The sequence below is a fragment of the Rhizobium sp. B230/85 genome, from assembly GCF_019355735.1.
Lineage (GTDB): Bacteria > Pseudomonadota > Alphaproteobacteria > Rhizobiales > Rhizobiaceae > Rhizobium > Rhizobium rhododendri.
Genome location: NZ_CP072158.1, coordinates 56,218 through 75,790, shown reverse-complemented (window position 1 = coordinate 75,790; position 19,573 = coordinate 56,218). Strand labels below are relative to the sequence as shown.

Here is a 19,573-nt window from a genome sequence, read left to right as displayed (position 1 = left end):
GAATCCGCCCTTACTTAATGGTCATCGTGCAGATAGCGTGCCTGGCGGGGGAGTCTTAGGGCGACGAGGAAGGCGATTATCATCATGATGGTGACATACCAGTAGAACAGCTGCTCGTTTCCGGCGTTCTTCATCGATAGCGCCACGAATTCTGCGGAGCCGCCGAATATAGCGTTGCCCACGGCATAAGCGAGACCCACGCCGAGGGCGCGCACTTCGGCCGGAAACATCTCGGCTTTCACGATGCCGCTGATCGAAGTGTAGAAGCTGACGATGGCGAGTGCGACCACGATCAGGACGCCTGCTATGACGGGGTCGGTGACGTGCTGCAGCGTGACGAGGATCGGCAACGTGCAAAGAGTGCCGAGCCCGCCGAACAGCAGCATGTTGTTGCGGCGGCCGATCCGGTCGGACAAGGCACCGAATATCGGCTGCATGCACATGTAGAGGAACAGCGCCACGGTCATCACGTAGCTCGCCGTTTTCACCGGCATGTGGACCGTATTGACGAGATATTTCTGCATGTACGTGGTGAAGGTGTAAAAGATCAGCGACCCGCCGGCGGTGTAGCCGAGGACCGTCAGGAAAGCGGGGGTATGATTGCGGAAAAGTGCCGAGAGCGAGCCTGCTTCCTTGCTGTTGCGGGTTTCAGCATTCTGGGTCTCCGTCAGGGTGCGACGCAGGAAGATCGATACGACGGCAGCGACGGCACCGATTGCAAAGGGAATGCGCCAGCCCCACTCGGTGATCTGTTCGCTGGTCATCAGCGCCTCGATGATGACGATCACCAGCACCGCCAGCAGTTGCCCGCCGATCAGCGTGACATACTGGAAAGACGAGAAGAAGCCGCGCCGGCCGCGCAATGCGACTTCGGACATGTAGGTTGCGGTCGTGCCGTATTCGCCGCCCACCGACAGACCCTGGATCAACCGTGCGACCAGCAGCAGGAAGGGCGCGAGGACCCCGACCTGCGCATAGGTCGGCAGGACCGCGATCATCAGCGAGCCGCCGCACATCATCGATACCGAGATCAGCATCGAGGTCTTGCGCCCGAGACGATCGGCGACGCGGCCGAAGAGCCAACCGCCGATCGGCCGCATCAGGAAGCCCGCAGCGAAAACCCCGGCCGTCTGAAGCAGCTGGACCGTCGGATCCTGGTTGGGGAAAAACGAGCTTTTGAAATAGAGCGCGGTGAAGGCGTAGACGTAGAAATCGAACCATTCCACAAGGTTGCCCGAAGATGCAGCCATGATCGCAACGATGCGGTGGCGGGTTTCCTCGGCCGTGTAAGGCACCGTGGTCGTGGTGGCTGGGTCTGACAAGATTTCCTCCTCCCGGATCATGCGGATCAACATGCAAAGCGCGTTGCGGAAGAGATCTAGAACCGCCAGCGGGAGATGCAACCTAAAAACGTAATGTTTGCGGGATGAGCCTGCCTTTTACCCAAGGTTATGAGAGCCCACGCCGGAGCACCCCGCACTGCGCACAATTGCTCTGCGGCGTCTTCCGGCGATGCGAGAATGCTCAGGAGTTTGACTGCGGCAGGCACCCCTGCATGAGGTCCACAAACGGCGACCTGCATCGCCGTTCGGAGAAACCAGGAGACCTGCAGCTATCCGCCGATCATCAGCTTGACGATCTCGTCATGAGTGGTTTCGGCAATCTTTCTTTCGCCGGCAACGATGCCGCGACGCAGGACGACGATCCGGTCGGAGACGGCAAAAATATCCTGCAGGTTATGGGAAATGAAAACCACGCCTCGCCCTTGCGCTTTCAGGGATTTGATGAGCGCCACGACCTTGCGCTGCTCGGGCACGCCGAGTGCTGCCGTCGGCTCGTCCATGATCAGGATCCGCGCATTCCAGTACACGGCACGGCCGATTGCCACCGCCTGGCGCTGGCCGCCGGAAAAGTTGCTGACCGGAGCATCGAGCCGCTTTACGTGGAAATCCAGTGTCGCCATCGTCTTGCGGGCAGCCTCGGCCATAGCTTGGCGATCGATGACTGGCAGGAAGCCGAAGACCTTTTTCATCGGCTCGCGGCCAAGGAAGATATTGGCACCTATGGTCAGGTTATCAGCAAGCGCCAGGTCCTGATATATCGTCTCGATGCCTTTTTCCCGCGCGTCCTGCGGCGAGGAAAACGACACAGGCTTGCCCTCGATGAGGATATCGCCGGAGGTCGGCGGATAGACGCCGGAAATCGTCTTGATCATTGTCGTCTTGCCGGCGCCATTGTCTCCAGCCAGCGCTACCACTTCGCCAGGATGGACGACCAGCGAGCAGTTTTCCAGCGCTTTGACCGCGCCGAAGCTGCGGGACAGGTTGCGGACTTCGAGCAGGGGGGTCTGGCTATTCATCTTGCTTTGCTCCGGTGAACCGGCGCTGGGCCTGGTCAATGAGAACCGAAATGATGATGACGACGCCAACGGCGATGAACTGCCAGAAGGGTTCGACATTGAGGAAGACGAGACCGTACTGGATGACTGCGATGACCAGCGCGCCGGCAACGGTTCCGAGGATCGATCCGGATCCGCCAAAGAGGCTGGCGCCGCCGATGACCACGGCCGCAACGCAATCGAGCAACAGCGGTTCGCCCGCCTGGGCAGCACCTGCCGTGAAGCGCGCGGCATAGAGCGCACCGCCAAGGCCGGCGCAGGCCGCCGACAGCATGTAGAGCCGCATCAGATGGCGCTTGATATCGATCCCGGCGCGACGGGCAGCCTGTGCGTTGGCGCCGATCGCGTAGTTATGCTGGCCGAAGCGGGTCTGGCTGAGCAGGTAATGCATGAGCAGCACAAACACCGCCGTGACGATGACCAGGTAGGGAATGCCGAAGATGCGGCCGTTGCCCAGGATGGCGAAATAGTCGTTGTTGACAGGCACCGTCGTTCCACCGGCGAGCAGGAAAGCCGCGCCGCGTGCGACGCCGAACATACCGAGCGTGCCGATGAAGGGCGGAACCTTCAGCCGCGATATCAGCAGCCCGTTGACGACGCCCGGAATGGTGGCGACCAGGATGGCGACGAGAATGCCGAAGATCATGGCAGCCGGCAGCGGCATGTAAAGGCCGGCTATATTGGTCATGTGGGCAGCCACCACGGCGGCAAGCCCCATGATAAAGCCCATCGACAAATCGATGCCGCCCGAAATAATGACGAAGGTCTGGCCGATGGCAAGAAGCAGCGGCGCAACGGCAAAGATCGCGATCGACTGCCAATTGAAAGGCGAGAACACGAATGTTCCGCCGAACGAAAGGCGTGACCAGATCTCGAACACGAGGATCAGCGCGGCGAGAAACAACCAGGCACGCAATTGGGCGATCCGCGTGATCAGGCTTTTGGTCTGGTCGGCATGGTCCGCCTGAGGCGCGACATGCAGGTCCGCCTTCGGCGGGGTTTCGACAGTGCTTGTCATTTTTTCATCCAGGAGCAGGGCCTGCGGCCTAAGGCTGCATGCGTTACAAATTGACGCTGGAAACCGCCCGCGGAGGATAGAGACCGACCGCGGGCGCCCTTTGGATTAGTCAGAGTAGATGTACTTCGCGACCTTTGGGTCGGACACATTGGCCTTGTTGATGATGGTAAAGCCCGTGCCGATTGCGGTCGGGATGGAATTGCCGGTCAGGTGCGCATAGGCGGCCATGACACCAAAATAGCCGATCTCGGCCGGATGCTGGGCGATGGCAACATCGACCAGGCCGGACTTAAGATTGTCGACCATGCTGGTCGGTGCGTCGAAGGCGACAACCTTGACCGCGCCCGTCTTGCCAGCCTGCTTGACGCCTGTGGCCGATCCGAGAGCCGAAAACAGGTTGGCGCCGAACACACCGACGAGATCCGGGTTACGGGCAAAGACTGCCTGAACCTGGGACGCCGCCTTGTTGGCATCGTTGTCGTTGAACTGCGTGTCGAGCACTTGAATGTTCGGATGGTTGGCGGCCATTTCCTTCTTGAAGCCCTGCTCGCGCTGGTCGGTCGTCGAGACGCCCGGCTTGACGTTGGAGACATAGACCTTGCCCTTGTCGCCAACGGCAGTTGCCAGCGCGCGGGCAGCGATTTCACCGCCGAGCACATTGTCGGATGCGATGTAAGAGAGCGGGAAATCGGCATTGCCGGCGCCGGTCTGATACACGCCCGTGCCGATGAACGTATCGACGGTGATGACCGGAATACCGGCGTCGCTCGCCTTTTTCAGCGGCTGGACCAGCTGGTCCTTGTCGGTCGGGGCGATCAGGATGGCATCAGGCTTCTTGGCAATGACCGCGTCCAGCACCGGCACCTGCGTGACCGGATTGAAATCGGGGGCACCCTGGAACACCAGTTGAGCGCCAACAGCCTTGGCAGCAGCCTCGGCACCCTTGCGCATAGTGATATAGAAAGCGTCTGTGGTCAGGCCGGGTACGAGTGCGATTGTATATTTCTTGTCCGCAGCGCCGGCGTGACCTGCGGTCAGGGCTGTGGATGTTACAATTGCCGCAGCAGCGGCAACCTTGAAGAATGAACGACGCTTCATAGTCTCCTCCATTATGAGCTAGTGTTCTATGCTAGACGGCGTCCCCTCCTGGAAACCGGCCAACACGATCCTCATGCCGAGATGCACCTCTCGTCAAGTGAAATTTCTTCCTGAAACGAATTTCCTTATTTTTGAATGAATGCAAATGGACTTTCCGAAATGCTCAGCTTGTCGCTTCCGCGCGCAGAATGTCCAGGATGGCCTGCGCGGTGGCGGTGTCCGTAACGAGGGCATTGATCATGCCCGCCCGCACTGCGCCGATGACGCCGGCCGCCTTCTCGACGGTGGCAACGACGCCGATCGCCAATCCGGTACGACGCAATTGCTCGGGCGAAGCTGCAATCATCCGCTCCTCGCCTACCCAGGTCAGCATCCGGCCATCGATGTCGACATAGTGGCGGATGACATCGCCGACGGCACTCAGCGCCTGCTCGTTCAGCGTGGCGGCACTCGCTTCGGGCGGATTTATGGCGTGGGGAAGTCCTATTCCGACGATGCAGCAATCCATGCGGTCCCAGAGACCAGTGGTCTCGCGCACGAAGGGGTCGCTGAGAAATGCCTCGCGCAAATCCGTCGAAGAGAGATACGGCGCGTGCAGGAAGCGGGGCGTGCCGCCGACATGTTCGGCAGCCAGGCGGACAAACTCATTGATCTGGAAGTGCTGCGCCGCCTGCTGCATCCCGCCGTTCAAGGGCACCACCAGCATACCGGGAATACGGGGCAGGCCAACCATCAGCACTTCGCGAATGGCCCTCCCCCAGCCTATGCCGAGCACCGAGCCGGTTCCGAGGCCCTCTTCTTTCAGCAGGTTTCCCAAGGGGGCAGCGAGAGACCCCAGAACACCCGAGGCCGGCGTATCGATCACCGCAGCGCGCTTCAGCTTGAGCGCCTCGATCAGTTCGAGCCTGATCTCGTCCGGTGAGGCGAGGTCCAGAACTTCGATCCTGACAATCCCGACTGCACGGGCCTTCTGCAGCAGGCGGGACACTGTTGCCGTCGAGACACCCACCTTCTTGGCAATGTCAACCTGCGACATGTCTGCCTCATAGTGCAGCTTTGCAACCATGTGCAGCATGGCGCGCGATGCCGGAGTTTCTTGCGAAGGCTGCGGAGGCACTCTTGCAATTCCTTTCTGAAACGTGTTACATGAACGAGACTTGGAGGAGTTATCGCTGAAAAGCGGCTAAACCGCAATCCTGCCGAAATGCCTAAAAATCAAGGCTATCCCATCGCCAACCGCACCCGGTGGCGCATCGCAGAATTGTGACCGTTTTCAGAGGCTCCGTCGAGCAATTGATCAGCAACCGCCCATAATTCAGCGGACAGGGAGTAGATGTGATGACAGCCATGACGACAGCGGAACAGCGCGCGTATCAGCAAATCTGCGGGGCCAACGGCGCGATGATGGTGATCGCGTGCGACCAGCGCGGCGGAATGCGGTCGCTTCTCGCCTCCACGCCCGAGGAGCAGGCAAAGATCGGCAACGACATGCTCGGCGATACCAAGGCCGATATCACCCGCCACCTCGCCGCCCACGCCGGCTGCGTGCTGGTCGATCCGATCTGCGCCGTACCGCATCTCGTTGATCGCGGCATTCTTCCGCGCGATACCGGGCTTCTGATCGGCCTCGACGCATCCGGATGGGACACATCGCCGGAAGGCTACCGCATTTCCAAGATGGTGGAAGGCATCGATGCCCGGCGCGTTCGCCAACTCGGCGGCACCGGCGGCAAGATCATGGTCTATCTGCGCATGGATGTTCCGGAGGCCAACACGCAGAACCTTGCAACATTGAAGCACTTCATCGAGGATTTCGGTCGCGAGGATCTGCTGCTCGTCGTCGAGTTCCTGACCTACCGGCTCGAAGGTGAAAGCCCTGCGGAATACGAAGCGAAAGTGCCGGCTCTGATCTTCGAGGGCTCGCACGCATGCCTGGAATTGGGTTCCAAGGTTCTGAAGATCCCTTACCCTGGCTCGGAAGAAGCCTGCGCCAACATCACCAAGCTTGCCGGCAACGTTCCATGGGCTGTGCTGTCGGCCGGTGTCGATCACGAGACCTTTCTCGTCCAGGTCGAAGCAGCCATGAAGAACGGCGCTTCGGGCGTCATTGCAGGCCGTTCGCTTTGGAAGGACTGCATTTCGATAGACCGGGAAATCTCGGAAAAGAAGCTTTCGACGATCGCGGTCTCGAGATTGAAGGATATCCAGGCGATCATTGCGCGCTATTACAATACGCGCACCAGCAAGGCAGCATAAGGTCCGGTCGCAGACATGAAAACGCAGCAATGTGCAATCGGCGTCGATATCGGCGGTACGAATATTCGCGCTGCACTGATCTCCGCGACCGGAGAGATCCTGAGCAAGAAGGTCGTTCCCGGGAGCCGCGACCGGGAAACGGCCATCGACATCATCTCAGGCCTCATCCGCGAAATCGATGGTCCACAGGTCGTGGCCATCGGCATCGGCGTTCCCGGGCGCGTCGATGCCCATGCGGGGGCCGTGCTGTCCGGCGGTTATCTCGATTTGTCCAGCTGCGATTTCAGGACGCTGATCGAAAGCGCGTTCGGCAAGCCGGTGGCCATTGCCAATGACTGCAGCATGGCGCTGCTCGGCGAGACCGGCGTCGGCGCATCACGCGGCGCCCGCAGCGCCGTGATGCTGACGATCGGCACCGGAATCGGCGGTGCGGCAATGGAAAACGGGCGCATCGTCAACGGCAAGCAAAGTGCCGGGCAGCTTGGCCATATCGTCGTCAACCACGGCGGCCGGCAATGCATCTGCGGACAGGTGGGATGCGTCGAAACCGAATCTTCGGGAACCGCGCTTGGGCGCCACCTCGACGAAGCCGGATATCCGGCCGGAACGCGGTTCGAGGATATCCTCAGCCAAGCACGGGACGGAGACGACCGCGCCCTCGGCGTCATCAGGAACTGGGCGGGACCGCTTCGCGCGGCGCTCGGAACACTATCGGCAGCCTTCGATCCGGCCATCCTGCTGCTCGGCGGAGGCATGGGACAGGCGGCAGTCGAGGCGCTGGCGTTTCTTCCGGCCGTGTCAGGCTGGAACTGCACGCCGGTCAGAGCCGCAGCACTCGGTGACGATGCGGGCATAGTTGGCGCAGGGCTCGCAGCCCACGAACTCGCCAGGCAGCGGCAAGGCTGGCCTTCGCGCCAGGCCAGCGGCAAACGTGTGCTCATGGTCAATGGCATACCCGCATCGGGCAAGAGCCGTCTGTCGCATGCGGTGTCCGAGGCAACGGGATGGCCGATCCTTGCCCTCGATACTGTCAAGAACCCATTTCTCGAATACATCGAAGACGTCGACCGGCTGTTCAACCGGACGCTCGGCAAGGCAAGCTACAAGGCGATATGGTCGGTTATCCGCGATGCGCCCGACGGTTCGACCTTCATTGTCGATGCGTGGTTTGGGTTTCAGCCGCTCGAGCTCCTCAGGGAGCATATAGAAATGTCCGGCGCCACCGACATTGCCGAAATCTGGTGTCATGCGCCGGGAGAGATCCTCGCAGAGCGATATGCTGCCCGGCTGGAGAAGCGCCTTCCCGGCCATCCCGGGGCTTCCTATATCCCGGAACTGATCGAGCTCGCCAAGCGGGCCGGCCCCTCCGCAGTCGGCCCGGTCTACGATGTCGATACAACGCAACTTCCGGATGACGACGCTGCCGTTAGATGGGCAAAATTGGTGCTCTCCGGGATGACGCCAGCGTCATAAGCCGGAACCGAGCTATCCGCGCTACTTCGCAAGCCGCAACGGATTGACCACAAGGGTGACCACAACGCCGCCCTCGAACCATTCGTACTTGATGGAACCTTGAAGCTGGCCGGTAACGCTTCGCTCGACGAGCTTGCTGCCGTAGCCTCCGACGCCGGTGGGTGCGCGGACCTTGGGTCCCCCCCGCTCTGTCCAAACGATCGTCACGGCTTCATCATGCGCCGAGCAGGACACATCGAGTATTCCGGTATCCACCGACAGCGCACCGTACTTCAGGGAATTGGTTGCCAGTTCATGGACGATCAGCGCCAGGATTGTCGTTGCCGATTCCCCGACGCTCATGCGCGGTACGGAAACGCGGATACGCCCGCTGAATGCGCCGAGATCGTCGTAGGGCGCAAGCAGAACGGTAAGCAGGTCGCCGAGAAGCGCCGACGCTTCCTTCGTCTGGCCGGGTACGGGCCGCACCAGATCGTGGGCACGACCGAGAGCCGTCAAGCGCAGCGTCAGCTCTCGCGCCATATCGTTGGTGGTCTCGGTCGAGCGGGAAGTGATAGCCGTTAACCCTGCAGCGATCGCCAGAAGATTCTTGACGCGATGGCTCATCTCGCCAGCCAGCAGTTCACGGCCTTCTTCCGCCTGCTTGCGTCCGGTGACATCGATAAAAATACCGAACATGATCCGCTTGACCATTCCAGCATCGTCACCTTGGCCGCGCGCCGAAATCCATTTGAGCTCTTCGCCGATTATAACGCGGAAATCGATCTCGTAGGCGCCGATGAGAGCCCTCGTCGCCGTGAAGGCAGCCCGGACGCGATCACGGTCAGCCGGGTGGATGTGGGCAGAAAGGTCTTCGAAATTGATATCCTGGCCGCGCGGAATTCCCCACAAGTCATAGGCATGATCGTCCATAGCCAAGGCATCCGTGTCCACATTCCACGACCATAATGTGACGCCGGCCGCCTGAATCGCGCGTACCAGGTTTTTGGGTTCCCAAAGAAGAGGTTTCAAGGCTTCTGCTGTCGTGGTCATGGAAACTCCGGAATCTGGCTGCTGGCAATGCAATGCGGTATAGCTCTATGCGCAGTTAAAAGTCCAAATTGTCAAAAACACTCTTCATTGGCAACCTCGCCATGATTGCATCCACGAGTAGCGATACTCATCCGCAATCCAGAAGAGAGTCACCCGAGCCCGGAGAAAGTAACCGCAGGGTCCCGCGTGCGAAATCGCATCTACTCGGGAAACAGGCTGGTGAAACGCAAAGCCCTGCCGCCGGTGGCGACCACTTTGTTCATCTCTTTTTCCAGCAGATCGCGATCGTCGGCGCCGCGCAGCAAACGCCCCGACAGCGCATCGAAGCGACCGCTGGCGATATCGACGATGAGGCCGGCGGCACGCGACGGAGGCACGTCTACGCCATCGGCAAACAGCTGCTGGATTGCGGGAAGGTGCTTTTTCCCTTCCTCCGACAGGAGCTGCATTTCCGTCATAGTCGTCCGCACCAGTCCCGGATCCACCGCGAAAGCGAGAACACCGCCTTCCCTGGTGGTATCGTTGAGACATTCGGTAAAGCGCATAATCGCTGCCTTGCTGGATGCGTAGCCGGAGCCGTTCGGAAAGCTGTTGCCGGTTCCGCCGCCGACAAGGTTGACGATGCGGCCCTTGCCGCGCTCAAGCATCGCGGGTGCGAGCGCCCGCGACGTATGAAAGCTGCCACGCAGATTGATTTCGACGTCTTGCCACCAGACATCGGGATCGCATTCCCAGATCGGTCCGAACGCACGGAAGGAGCCGTGATTGTTGACCAGCAGGTCGACCGGGCCGAGCTTTTCGGCGATGAGCGCAGTCGCGCGCGCTACCGCATGCCGATCGACGAGGTCGACTGGCAGTGCGAACGCCGTCCCGCCGTCCTCGCGGATCAGCGATTCCGTTTCGGCAATCTCGCTGCCAGTCCGTGCCACAACTGCGACCGCGGCACCGGCTTTGGCGAGATGACGGGCGATTTCGCGGCCTATGCCTCGGCCCGCACCTGTCACCAGGCACACGGTTCCATCCAGCTTGTTCAAGAGAGTCTCCTCGTTCCGATCGGCATCAGGGCAACACCCGTCCGATCTGTCCCGGAGTGGACATATGGCGTGTCCGCCGGAATTCAACGCGTCAACCTCTAACATTGCCGCGGAGAGCGCAGCTTTCAAAAGATCCGCTGACGCCCCGACAGCGTAAGGGATTGCACCAGACGATGTCCCTCACCTGAAAGCCCTTCGATGAAGCCCGTCCGTCATCTCATCTTCGTTCTCGGCGATCAATTGTCCGCCTCCCTCTCCAGCCTTGAGAACGCCGATCCTGAGCAGGATGTGGTCCTGATGTGCGAGGTCATCGAAGAAGCGAGCTATGTGCCGCATCACAAGTTGAAGATCGCGCTGATCTTCTCGGCCATGCGGCATTTCGCCGAGGAACTTCGCCACAAGGGGTTCGAACTGCGATATACGCGACTGGACGACCCGGAGAATGCCGGCTCGTTTACCGGTGAACTCGCCCGCGCCGTCGCCGCCGTGTCGCCTCGGGGCGTCGTCGTCACCGAGGGTTCCGAATGGCGGGTCTTGGAGTCGCAAGAGGGTTGGAAATCGACCCTCGAAGTCCCTCTCGAAATCAGGACAGACACCCGTTTTCTGTGCTCCGTAGACATGTTCCGGGAATGGGCAGCGGGAAGACGCTCACTGACGATGGAATATTTCTATCGCGACATGCGCCGGAAAACCGGCCTGCTGATGCGAGGCGCGGAACCCGAGGGCGGCAAATGGAACTTCGATGCCGAAAATCGAAAGCCGGCAAAACCGGATATGTTTCGCCCGAAGCACCCGGTTTTCCAACCTGACGCGATCACCACCGAGGTCCTCGATCTCGTCGAGCGGACATTTGCCGGGAACATGGGCTCGACGAAGAACTTCGGATTTGCCGTCACCCGCGCCGATGCAGAGACCGCATCCGAGGCTTTCATACGTGATTTTCTACCGAACTTCGGCGAAACCCAGGATGCGATGCTGAGAGACGAGCCGTTTCTCAACCACGCACTGCTATCGTTCTATATCAACATCGGCCTGCTCGACCCGCTGGCTGTCTGCCGCGCAGCAGAGCGGGCCTATCTCGAAGGATCGGCGCCGCTGAATGCGGTGGAAGGCTTCATCCGCCAGATCATCGGCTGGCGGGAATATATAAGAGGCATCTACTGGCTGAAGATGCCAGGATATGAAAACAGCAATGTCTTCGAAGCCAGCCGGCCGCTTCCGGCGTTTTTCTGGACCGGCGACACCGAGATGACCTGCCTTTCGACTGTCATCACGCAAACGATGACCCATGCCTATGCGCACCATATCCACCGCCTGATGGTGGTCGGGAATTTCTCTATGCTGGCTGCCCTCGATCCCCACGCCGTCCACGAATGGTATCTGTCTGTCTATGCGGACGCCTTCGAATGGGTGGAGCTTCCAAACGTGATCGGCATGAGCCAGTTTGCCGATGGTGGCTTCATGGCGTCCAAACCCTATGCCGCCAGCGGCGCCTATATCGACCGGATGTCCGATTACTGCAAAGATTGCCGATACGACGTATCGAAGAAGGTCGGCGACGATGCCTGTCCGCTGAACGCGCTCTACTGGGACTTCCTCGATCGCAACAAATCCGTCCTGTCGAAAAATCATCGTCTGGCGCAGGTCTACGCATCCTGGAACCGCATGGAGGATGGCAAGCGACAAGCATACAGGGCCAGCGCTGCAGCGTTTCTCCAGAAACTCGATACCGGCGAGAAAGTCTAATGAAGCCCCGCCTCTCCATGACGAGACCCGCACCATGCCGAAAATGAAAAAGAAGGCGGACCTGCCGACGAAAATCTGCGCATCATGCGGCCTGCCCTTCACCTGGCGCAAGAAATGGGCTGCCAGCTGGAGCGATGTCAAGTTCTGCTCGGAGCGCTGCCGCCGCACCAGGTCCGACACCAAGCCGACCCCCGTCAGTTGAACGTGCCGTTTGATGCACGATTGAATAAATCAAAATTCTCGATATAGAAGATCATCCATTTCCTGAAGGCTGATCGGACTTTCATGAGCCGCAATTTCCTTGTCGTCGACCCCGTGGAAGACATGTCCGTGCTGAAGGGCCTCGCCTCGCCTGCGCGGGTTTCCATCCTCAAATTGCTGCACGAAAAGGGGCCTCTCAATGTCAACGAGATCGCCGATATCCTGTCGCTGCCGCAATCCAGCGTATCGACGAATGTCCAGATGCTCGAAGAGGCCGGCCTCATCCGCACCGAGACGCACAAGGCTCGAAAAGGCAACCAGAAGGTCTGTTACAGCGTCTACGACGAAGTTCTCGTTGTCTTCAAGAACGACATCAAGGAAACCGAAGCGGACGCCGTGGAAGTTTCCATGCCGCTTGGTCTCTACACCAGCTTCGAGGTGACAGCTCCCTGCGGCCTCTGTTCGGTCGATGGTATCATCGGCTTGCTCGATGTTCCCAGCACCTTTCTCGACCCCGACCGGATGAAAACAGCGCTCATCTGGTTCACTCGCGGCCATGTCGAATACCAGTTCCCGAACAATGCGCGGCTGACCAATACCAGCGTCCGCGAAATAGAATTCGTCATGGAACTGAGCTCGGAAGTGCCCGGCACCAGCGCCGACTGGCCTTCGGATATCACTCTCTCGGTCAACGGCGTCGATGTCGGCACCTGGACGTCGCCCGGCGATTTCGGCGACAAACGCGGCGTCTTCACCCCTGATTGGTGGAAGCTGAAGGGATCGCAATACGGAAAGCTCAAGAATTTCCGCATCACGGACGACGGCGCCTTTGTCGACGGATTGCGCATCTCCAACATTTCGCTGGCAGACCTGAAACTCGAGGAGCACCACTCCATCCGCCTGCGTATAGGGGTGCGGGACGATGCCAAGCATCCAGGCGGGATCAACATCTTCGGACGAGGGTTCGGAAATTACGACCAGGATATCCTGCTGCGACTGAAGACCCGCCGCGAGCCAAAAGCTTCATAAAATTCCACTTGACCCCGCCAGGGGCATCCGCTTTATTATCCCTAAATCGTGATATAAATCACGAAATAAGATATAGTGGAGGATGCCATGAAAGTTGCGGTCACCGCGCACAGCCGATTCACGATTTCCGAAATCGATCCGCGCCTCTACGGCTCGTTTATCGAGCACCTCGGCCGCGCCGTCTATACCGGCATCTACGAACCGGACAATCCGACCGCAGATGCCAACGGCATGCGCCAGGACGTCATCGATCTCGTCAAGGAGCTGAACGTTCCGGTCGTGCGCTATCCCGGCGGCAACTTCGTCTCGGCCTATAACTGGGAAGACGGCATCGGTCCGCGCGAGAGCCGTCCGACGCGGCTCGACCTTGCATGGCACACATCAGAGAGCAACCAGGTCGGCATTCACGAATTCGCTGACTGGTGCAAATCCGCCAACACCGAAATGATGCTCGCCGTCAATCTCGGCTCGCGCGGCCTCGACGAGGCGCGCAATTTCCTCGAATACGTCAACCATCCCGGCGGCAGCGAATGGAGCGACAAGCGACGCGACAACGGCCGCGCCGAACCTTTCGACGTCAAGCTCTGGTGCCTCGGCAACGAGATGGATGGCCCCTGGCAGATCGGACACAAATCGGCGGACGAATATGGACGGTTGGCGCACGAGACCGCGAAAGCCATGCGGGCCTTCGACAGTTCGCTGGAACTGGTCGTATGCGGCTCGTCCAACGCCCACATGCCGACCTACCCCCAGTGGGAAGCAACGGTGCTGGATCATACATACGACGAGGTGGATTATATCTCGCTGCATATGTATTTCGAGAATCGCGCCAAAAACACTGCGAATTTCCTCGCCAAAAGCGTCGAACTCGACAATTACATCGGCACGGTCGCCGGCGTCATCGAGTTCATCAAGGCGAAGAAGCGCTCGACCAAGGATGTCTATATTTCCTTCGACGAGTGGAACGTCTGGTACCACTCAAAGGAGCGCGACAAGGCGATCCTCGAAGGCGCCAGCGGTTGGCCCCATGCGCCGGCGCTTCTGGAAGACGACTACAATTTCGAGGATGTCCTGCAGGTCGGCTGCATCCTCAACACCTTCATCAACCGCGCCGATGTCGTGAAGATCGCCTGCCTTGCGCAGCTGGTGAACGTCATTGCCCCGATCATGACGGTACCGGGCGGGCCGGCCTGGCGACAGACCATCTACTACCCCTACTATTTCGCATCGGTCTATGGCCGCGGCACCGCGCTGAAGCTGATCGTCGACAGCCCGACCTATGCAGCCGATGGCCTTGGCGACATCCCCTATCTCGACATCTCGGCCGTCCATGACGATACGTCCCGGACGATCACTTTCTTCATCGTCAACCGGCATCAGCAGGAAGCGCTGGATCTGGGCATCGCCCTTCTGGAATTCGGCACCCTGGCGGTGATCGACGACCAGGAGATTGCCCACCCCGATCTCGCAATCTCCAACACCGCCGGCAAGCCGGACAACGTCGTCCCGCGCAAGGCGGCCGGCGCGAGCGTCTCGGACGGAACGCTCAGCGCGTCGATTGCGCCGCTTTCCTACCGCATGATTCGGCTTCAGGCCTGATTTTTATATATCACGATAGGCGATACATATCGCCTATCTGTTGACATTGTCATCGTTTGTCTTAACGTCTTTGCAGCGATGCCTGACGTCTCTGGGAGGAGAAGATGGAAGCAATAGCTTCTATTTTGGCGCAGTCGTGGACCGAGAAGAACTTCGCCGCAACAGCTGGCGGGTTCATCTGTAACGGTTGCTGCTCGCATATCGATATCAGAATTTTCGTTTCAGCGTCCGGTGCGCAGGTGCCGACATGACGGCTGATATCGAAATACTCAATGTCAGCAAGCGTTTCGGAGCGCTGACGGTGCTCGACAGCCTGTCGCTGACGATCAAGGCCAACGAGTTCATGGTCTTCCTCGGGCCTTCCGGCTGCGGCAAGTCTACTCTGCTGCGCATGATTGCCGGGCTCGAAACCGTCGACGAGGGCACGATCTCGATCAACGGGCAGCGGATCGATACGCTGCCGCCGGGCCAGCGCGACATTGCCATGGTGTTCCAGAGCTACGCGCTCTATCCGCACATGACCGTCGCCGACAACATGGCTTTCGGCCTGCGCAACATCAAGGTTGCAGCCGATGTGATCGACGCCCGCGTGGCGGAAGCAGCCCGCATGCTGGAAATCGGTCATCTGCTCGATCGAAAACCCGGCCAGCTTTCCGGCGGCCAGCGCCAGCGCGTTGCCATCGGCCGCGCCATCGTCAAGGAACCGAAAGCCTTTCTCTTCGACGAACCGCTGTCGAACCTCGATGCGGCGTTGCGGGTGCGCACCCGGCTTGAACTGGCGCAGCTCAGAAACCGCGTGCAATCGACGATGGTCTTCGTAACCCACGACCAGATCGAAGCCATGACGCTGGCCGATCGCATCGTGGTGATGAACAACCGCCGGATCGAGCAGATCGGCTCGCCGATGGATATCTATACAAGGCCAGCCAGCCGTTTCGTCGCCGCCTTCGTCGGTTCGCCGACAATGAACTTCCTGTCCGTAAAGCTGTCGGAGCGCGACGGTTTTCTTCAGGCGACCCTTGCCGATGGCAGCACGGTGGAGACCGCCATCCGGCCCGGTGGCATCGCTGCCGGAGGCGACTACACGCTCGGCATCCGGGCCGAGGCGGTGAAGCTCGCCGGATCGGCGCCAGCTGCCGTGACGGGCAAGGTGGATGTGCTGGAACGGCTCGGTGACCGGACGCTGCTGTACGTGCGGCTGGCTGACGAAAGCATCATCGTCGCCGAAGACATCGGCAACAGCCGAGTGGCTGTCGGCGATACCGTCTCCCTCGCCATCGACGGAACCAGGGTGCATCTCTTCGATGCGGATGGACGCGCGTGGCATTGCGAGGAGCGCCTTCATGGCTGAGGTCGCGCTGTCCCTCGCACGTCCTGCGGTATCATCGGTTGGACGCCGCCGTCACCTGGGCGTCAACGCTCCGCAGTGGCGCAATGCGCTCTTCATCGTGCCCTTCCTGTTCTTCTTCGTGACCCTGCTGGTCGTGCCGCTGTTCTGGGGCATATGGCTGAGCGTCCACAAGGCGGACACCTTCGGCGTCGGAAAATTCGTCGGCCTGGGCAATTATCTGAGGCTCTACAACGACAAGATATTCCTGCAGTCGATTGGCAACACCTTCTATTTCGTTGCCCTCACCGTGCCGCTTCTCGCGGTCATGGGCCTGCTGCTGGCGTTGGGGCTGAACCGCAAGACGCGCACCGCCACCATCCTCCGCGCAGTCTATTTCTCCTCCTCGGTGCTGTCGGTAACGATCGTGACGCTGATCTGGCGGATCGTCTTCGTGCCGAATTTCGGATTGCTGACGACCATCTACGGCTGGTTCGGGGCAACCGCGCCCGCCTTCCTGTCCAATCAGGACCTGGCGATGATCGCCATTGCCATCGCCACCATCTGGTGGTGCATCGGGCTGCCGATGATGCTCTTCCTTTCGGCACTGCAGCAGATACCGGGCGATATCTACGAGGCTGCGGCGCTCGACAATGCCAGCCGCTGGCGTGTGCTGTGGTACATCACCCTGCCCTCGATACGGCGCACCTTCGTGCTCGTCGTCATCATCCAGATCGTGCTGCAGTTCCAGCTGTTCGGCCAGTCCAAGCTGCTGACCCAGGGTGGCCCCAACAACGCTTCGAAGCCGATCGTCTATTACATCTACGAGACCGCCTTCACCAAGTGGGATCTCGGCCTCGGGGCTGCCGCTTCCGAGGTGCTGTTCGTGCTGATCCTGATTGCGGCCATGGCGCAATACCTGTTCTCTCGCCGGCAAGGGGAAGAAGGATGAGCATCAACCCGACATCCACCACGATCGGAAGCTCCGTCGGCGACCGCGTTATCCTGGGGCTGGTGATTGCCGTTGCCATCGTGATGATGGCGCCGGTGGTCTGGGTCGTCGCCCTGTCGCTGAAGGAAAACAAGGAGCTGATGACGGATATGAATGCCGTCTTTCGCGCTCCCTACACGATAAAGAACTATATCGACATCCTCGGCACGTCGTCGGTCTTCCGCTGGATCCTCAACAGCCTGATCGTGTCGGGCACGATGACCATCATGACCCTGATCCTGGCCTCGCTCGCCGGCTATGGGTTCGCCCGGCTGAACTTCCCCTACCGCGACGTGCTGTTCATCATTGTCCTACTCGGCCTTGCGGTTCCCGAGCAGGCCGTGCTGATTGCCCGCCACCAGATTTTCAGCTGGCTGAAATTTCACAATACGTATCAGGGGCTGATCCTGCCTGGCCTTTCGGCGCCATTCGGCGTGTTCCTGATGACCCAGTATTTCCGTGCTATTCCGAAGGAGCTCGACGAGGCGGCTTTGCTCGACAATGCCAGCCGGTTCAAGATCTTCTGGAAGGTCCTGCTGCCGCTCACCATCCCGGCACAGGCGACCCTCGGGATCTTTACCTTCCTGAATTCCTGGAACGAATACCTCTGGCCGCTGATCTCGGGCACGCGCAAGGACATGTTCACGCTGACCGTCGGCATGGCCTCGACGCAAAGCAATTTTGCCCAGTCGGAGGGACTGGGCTTCCTGATGGCGCAGGCGGTCTTTGCCGGCGCGCCGGTGCTCGTTCTCTACCTGTTTTTCCAGAAGTACATCGTCACGGCGGTCTCCGGTAACGCCGTCCGATGAACTACTACGCGCCTGACACGTCGAGACAATGCCCTGGGAGGGGCCAACAGGGGTTAACGACCCCACGAGGAGGAGATGATATGACGCATATTTTCAGGAGATATCTGCTGGCGGCGGCTTCGGTCGTTGCTCTCGCCGGGGCTAGTCCCGCCTTTGCCGCAACCGAACTCTCGGTGCAGCGCTTCTTCGGCGCCTGCGATGCGGATTTCGGCACCAACACCGATGTATCCAAGGCGGTGGGCGAATGCGGCATCATGACGTCGCTGATCAACAAGTTCAACGCCGACAATCCCGATGTGCACGTCAGCGTCACCACTGTGGAATGGCCGGGCTACGATCAGCTGACGGCCCAGTTCGCCGCTGGCGACCCGCCGGATATCGTCACGATCCACCAGTCAGTGCTGGGCGATTATGCCTCGAGAGGCCTGCTGATGCCGCTCGACGATGTCCTGAAATCTGTCGGCGTCGCCTCTACCGATTTCACAGAGGCAAGCCTCAGCGGCGTTACCAAGGAAGGCAAGATCTACGGCCTGCCGATCGACAACTGGACCATGCTCTTCCACATCAACATGGGTCTCTTCAAGAAGGCCGGTCTCGTCAATGCCGACGGCACACCGATACTGCCGAAAAACGTCGACGAGCTTCTGGCGCAGGCAAAGCAATTCCGGGAAAAGACCGGCAAGCCCTATTTCGTCCAGAACCTTGCCAACGAGGTCGCTCTCTATACCCGCAATCTCTACACCTACCTGTTTCAGCAGGATTCCAATTTCTTCGCCGATCCTAAGCATGTGAAGCTGGATACGCCGGAAGCCAGAAAAGTCGTTGAGATGTACAAGGCTATCTTCGACAATGGCGACACGACCAAGGATCTCGACTACTCCGCCAGCATCAATGCATTCCTGGCCGGCGAAGGCGGCGTTCATCTGAACGGCACGTGGATGATCGGCGACTACACTGCGTCGTCGGAAAAGGCCGGAACCTCGCTCAATGCCGGCGGCTATGCCGTCTATCCCTATCCGCAGCTCTTCCCCGGCAAGAAGGCGCAGTATGCCGATGGACATAGCTGGGCGGTATCGCAGAAGGATCGCTCGCCGGAACAGATAGCCGCAATCGGCAAATTCCTGAAATTCTTCCACGACAACGACTTTGACTGGTCACGCACCGGCCATCTGCCGGCGATCAAGGCCGTGCTGACATCCAAGGAATTCCTGGCGCTGCCGCATCGTGACACCATTTCATCGATCACGACACTCGGCACCCCGCTTCCCTCCGCAGTCCAGCGCCAGTTCGCCATTCAGGACATCATCGGCCAGGAAATGAGCTCGGCCGTCACCGGCCAGAAGGATGTAGGCGCTGCCCTCAAGGATATGGAGTCGCGCGTCAACGACCTCCTCGGCAACCTCTAGCCAACAACGCTACCGAACGACCTATGCCCGCCAGAGTATTTCTGGCGGGCATAGGCATGTCGATCGAAGGGAACGGCTCGCCAAGGCGCCTTTCCCCGACCGTCGCTTACGGCCGCACGAGCGCAGTTTTGCGCCTTCGGCGCTGGCAAAAATCTG

Annotated in this window: 17 protein-coding genes; 10 read left to right on the top strand and 7 right to left on the bottom strand. The window is 59.9% G+C overall.

The genetic code is table 11. The annotated features are described in order from the left end of the window. Positions 1-14 precede the first annotated feature (14 nt). The 5 genes from J5289_RS25440 to J5289_RS25420 all read right to left on the bottom strand — a co-directional run bounded on the left by J5289_RS25440 (position 15) and on the right by J5289_RS25420 (position 5,589). Positions 15-1,250, bottom strand: a complete 1,236-nt coding sequence (locus J5289_RS25440) for an MFS family transporter (RefSeq protein ID WP_244615336.1) — start codon at positions 1,248-1,250, stop codon at positions 15-17. A 362-nt stretch (positions 1,251-1,612) separates the two neighbouring features. Next, positions 1,613-2,359 (bottom strand): ATP-binding cassette domain-containing protein, encoded by a 747-nt coding sequence (locus J5289_RS25435; protein WP_111221205.1) that lies wholly within the window; start codon positions 2,357-2,359, stop codon positions 1,613-1,615. Then, positions 2,352-3,416, bottom strand: a complete 1,065-nt coding sequence (locus J5289_RS25430) for a ribose ABC transporter (protein ID WP_142824986.1) — start codon at positions 3,414-3,416, stop codon at positions 2,352-2,354. The genes J5289_RS25435 and J5289_RS25430 overlap by 8 nt, the downstream gene beginning before the upstream one ends. Before the next feature lie 105 nt (positions 3,417-3,521). Next, positions 3,522-4,514 carry an ABC transporter substrate-binding protein gene (locus J5289_RS25425; RefSeq protein ID WP_142824985.1) on the bottom strand — a complete coding sequence of 331 codons (993 nt, stop codon included), beginning with the start codon at positions 4,512-4,514 and terminating at the stop codon, positions 3,522-3,524. 163 nt (positions 4,515-4,677) lie between these two features. Then, complete coding sequence (locus tag J5289_RS25420) at positions 4,678-5,589, bottom strand: sugar-binding transcriptional regulator (RefSeq protein ID WP_209185718.1); 912 nt, start codon at positions 5,587-5,589, stop codon at positions 4,678-4,680. A 263-nt stretch (positions 5,590-5,852) separates the two neighbouring features. On the opposite strand from J5289_RS25420, the gene J5289_RS25415 reads away from it, so the two are divergent. Beyond that, entirely contained in the window at positions 5,853-6,770 is a 918-nt protein-coding gene (locus J5289_RS25415) for a tagatose-bisphosphate aldolase (protein ID WP_209207541.1), read from the top strand. Between the two features lie 15 nt (positions 6,771-6,785). Beyond that, positions 6,786-8,243 (top strand): ROK family protein, encoded by a 1,458-nt coding sequence (locus J5289_RS25410; RefSeq protein WP_209207540.1) that lies wholly within the window; start codon positions 6,786-6,788, stop codon positions 8,241-8,243. A 21-nt stretch (positions 8,244-8,264) separates the two neighbouring features. On the opposite strand, the gene J5289_RS25405 is transcribed toward J5289_RS25410, so the two are convergent. Together J5289_RS25405 and J5289_RS25400 are read right to left on the bottom strand one after the other, a co-directional pair. Further along, complete coding sequence (locus J5289_RS25405; RefSeq protein WP_142824982.1) at positions 8,265-9,275, bottom strand: sensor histidine kinase; 1,011 nt, start codon at positions 9,273-9,275, stop codon at positions 8,265-8,267. A gap of 200 nt (positions 9,276-9,475) precedes the next feature. After that, positions 9,476-10,309, bottom strand: a complete 834-nt coding sequence (locus J5289_RS25400) for an SDR family NAD(P)-dependent oxidoreductase (protein WP_209188064.1) — start codon at positions 10,307-10,309, stop codon at positions 9,476-9,478. A gap of 198 nt (positions 10,310-10,507) precedes the next feature. On the opposite strand from J5289_RS25400, the gene J5289_RS25395 reads away from it, so the two are divergent. From J5289_RS25395 to J5289_RS25360, 8 genes are all read left to right on the top strand, one after another. Further along, complete coding sequence (locus J5289_RS25395; protein ID WP_209188063.1) at positions 10,508-12,055, top strand: cryptochrome/photolyase family protein; 1,548 nt, start codon at positions 10,508-10,510, stop codon at positions 12,053-12,055. A gap of 34 nt (positions 12,056-12,089) precedes the next feature. Continuing rightward, complete coding sequence (locus tag J5289_RS25390; RefSeq protein WP_142824979.1) at positions 12,090-12,257, top strand: DUF2256 domain-containing protein; 168 nt, start codon at positions 12,090-12,092, stop codon at positions 12,255-12,257. Positions 12,258-12,340: 83 nt separating this feature from the next. Then, positions 12,341-13,285, top strand: a complete 945-nt coding sequence (locus J5289_RS25385) for a transcriptional regulator (RefSeq protein ID WP_209185617.1) — start codon at positions 12,341-12,343, stop codon at positions 13,283-13,285. 87 nt (positions 13,286-13,372) lie between these two features. Further along, positions 13,373-14,884, top strand: a complete 1,512-nt coding sequence (locus J5289_RS25380) for an alpha-N-arabinofuranosidase (RefSeq protein WP_209207539.1) — start codon at positions 13,373-13,375, stop codon at positions 14,882-14,884. 247 nt (positions 14,885-15,131) lie between these two features. Then, on the top strand, positions 15,132-16,235 hold the full coding sequence (locus tag J5289_RS25375; RefSeq protein WP_209185619.1) for an ABC transporter ATP-binding protein: 1,104 nt from the start codon (positions 15,132-15,134) through the stop codon (positions 16,233-16,235). Further along, on the top strand, positions 16,228-17,163 hold the full coding sequence (locus J5289_RS25370; protein WP_209185620.1) for a carbohydrate ABC transporter permease: 936 nt from the start codon (positions 16,228-16,230) through the stop codon (positions 17,161-17,163). The genes J5289_RS25375 and J5289_RS25370 overlap by 8 nt, the downstream gene beginning before the upstream one ends. Continuing rightward, on the top strand, positions 17,160-18,011 hold the full coding sequence (locus tag J5289_RS25365; RefSeq protein ID WP_209185621.1) for a carbohydrate ABC transporter permease: 852 nt from the start codon (positions 17,160-17,162) through the stop codon (positions 18,009-18,011). The genes J5289_RS25370 and J5289_RS25365 overlap by 4 nt, the downstream gene beginning before the upstream one ends. 80 nt (positions 18,012-18,091) lie before the next feature. Continuing rightward, entirely contained in the window at positions 18,092-19,417 is a 1,326-nt protein-coding gene (locus J5289_RS25360; protein ID WP_209185622.1) for an ABC transporter substrate-binding protein, read from the top strand. The last annotated feature ends 156 nt before the right edge of the window (positions 19,418-19,573 follow it).

Coding starts and splice junctions, on each gene's coding strand:
- J5289_RS25440 (WP_244615336.1), bottom strand. CDS start 1,250: ATGGCTGCATCTTCGGGCAACCTTGTGGAATGGTTCGATTTCTACGTC.
- J5289_RS25435 (WP_111221205.1), bottom strand. CDS start 2,359: ATGAATAGCCAGACCCCCCTGCTCGAAGTCCGCAACCTGTCCCGCAGC.
- J5289_RS25430 (WP_142824986.1), bottom strand. CDS start 3,416: ATGACAAGCACTGTCGAAACCCCGCCGAAGGCGGACCTGCATGTCGCG.
- J5289_RS25425 (WP_142824985.1), bottom strand. CDS start 4,514: ATGAAGCGTCGTTCATTCTTCAAGGTTGCCGCTGCTGCGGCAATTGTA.
- J5289_RS25420 (WP_209185718.1), bottom strand. CDS start 5,589: ATGCTGCACATGGTTGCAAAGCTGCACTATGAGGCAGACATGTCGCAG.
- J5289_RS25415 (WP_209207541.1), top strand. CDS start 5,853: ATGACAGCCATGACGACAGCGGAACAGCGCGCGTATCAGCAAATCTGC.
- J5289_RS25410 (WP_209207540.1), top strand. CDS start 6,786: ATGAAAACGCAGCAATGTGCAATCGGCGTCGATATCGGCGGTACGAAT.
- J5289_RS25405 (WP_142824982.1), bottom strand. CDS start 9,275: ATGACCACGACAGCAGAAGCCTTGAAACCTCTTCTTTGGGAACCCAAA.
- J5289_RS25395 (WP_209188063.1), top strand. CDS start 10,508: ATGAAGCCCGTCCGTCATCTCATCTTCGTTCTCGGCGATCAATTGTCC.
- J5289_RS25390 (WP_142824979.1), top strand. CDS start 12,090: ATGCCGAAAATGAAAAAGAAGGCGGACCTGCCGACGAAAATCTGCGCA.
- J5289_RS25385 (WP_209185617.1), top strand. CDS start 12,341: ATGAGCCGCAATTTCCTTGTCGTCGACCCCGTGGAAGACATGTCCGTG.
- J5289_RS25380 (WP_209207539.1), top strand. CDS start 13,373: ATGAAAGTTGCGGTCACCGCGCACAGCCGATTCACGATTTCCGAAATC.
- J5289_RS25375 (WP_209185619.1), top strand. CDS start 15,132: ATGACGGCTGATATCGAAATACTCAATGTCAGCAAGCGTTTCGGAGCG.
- J5289_RS25370 (WP_209185620.1), top strand. CDS start 16,228: ATGGCTGAGGTCGCGCTGTCCCTCGCACGTCCTGCGGTATCATCGGTT.
- J5289_RS25365 (WP_209185621.1), top strand. CDS start 17,160: ATGAGCATCAACCCGACATCCACCACGATCGGAAGCTCCGTCGGCGAC.
- J5289_RS25360 (WP_209185622.1), top strand. CDS start 18,092: ATGACGCATATTTTCAGGAGATATCTGCTGGCGGCGGCTTCGGTCGTT.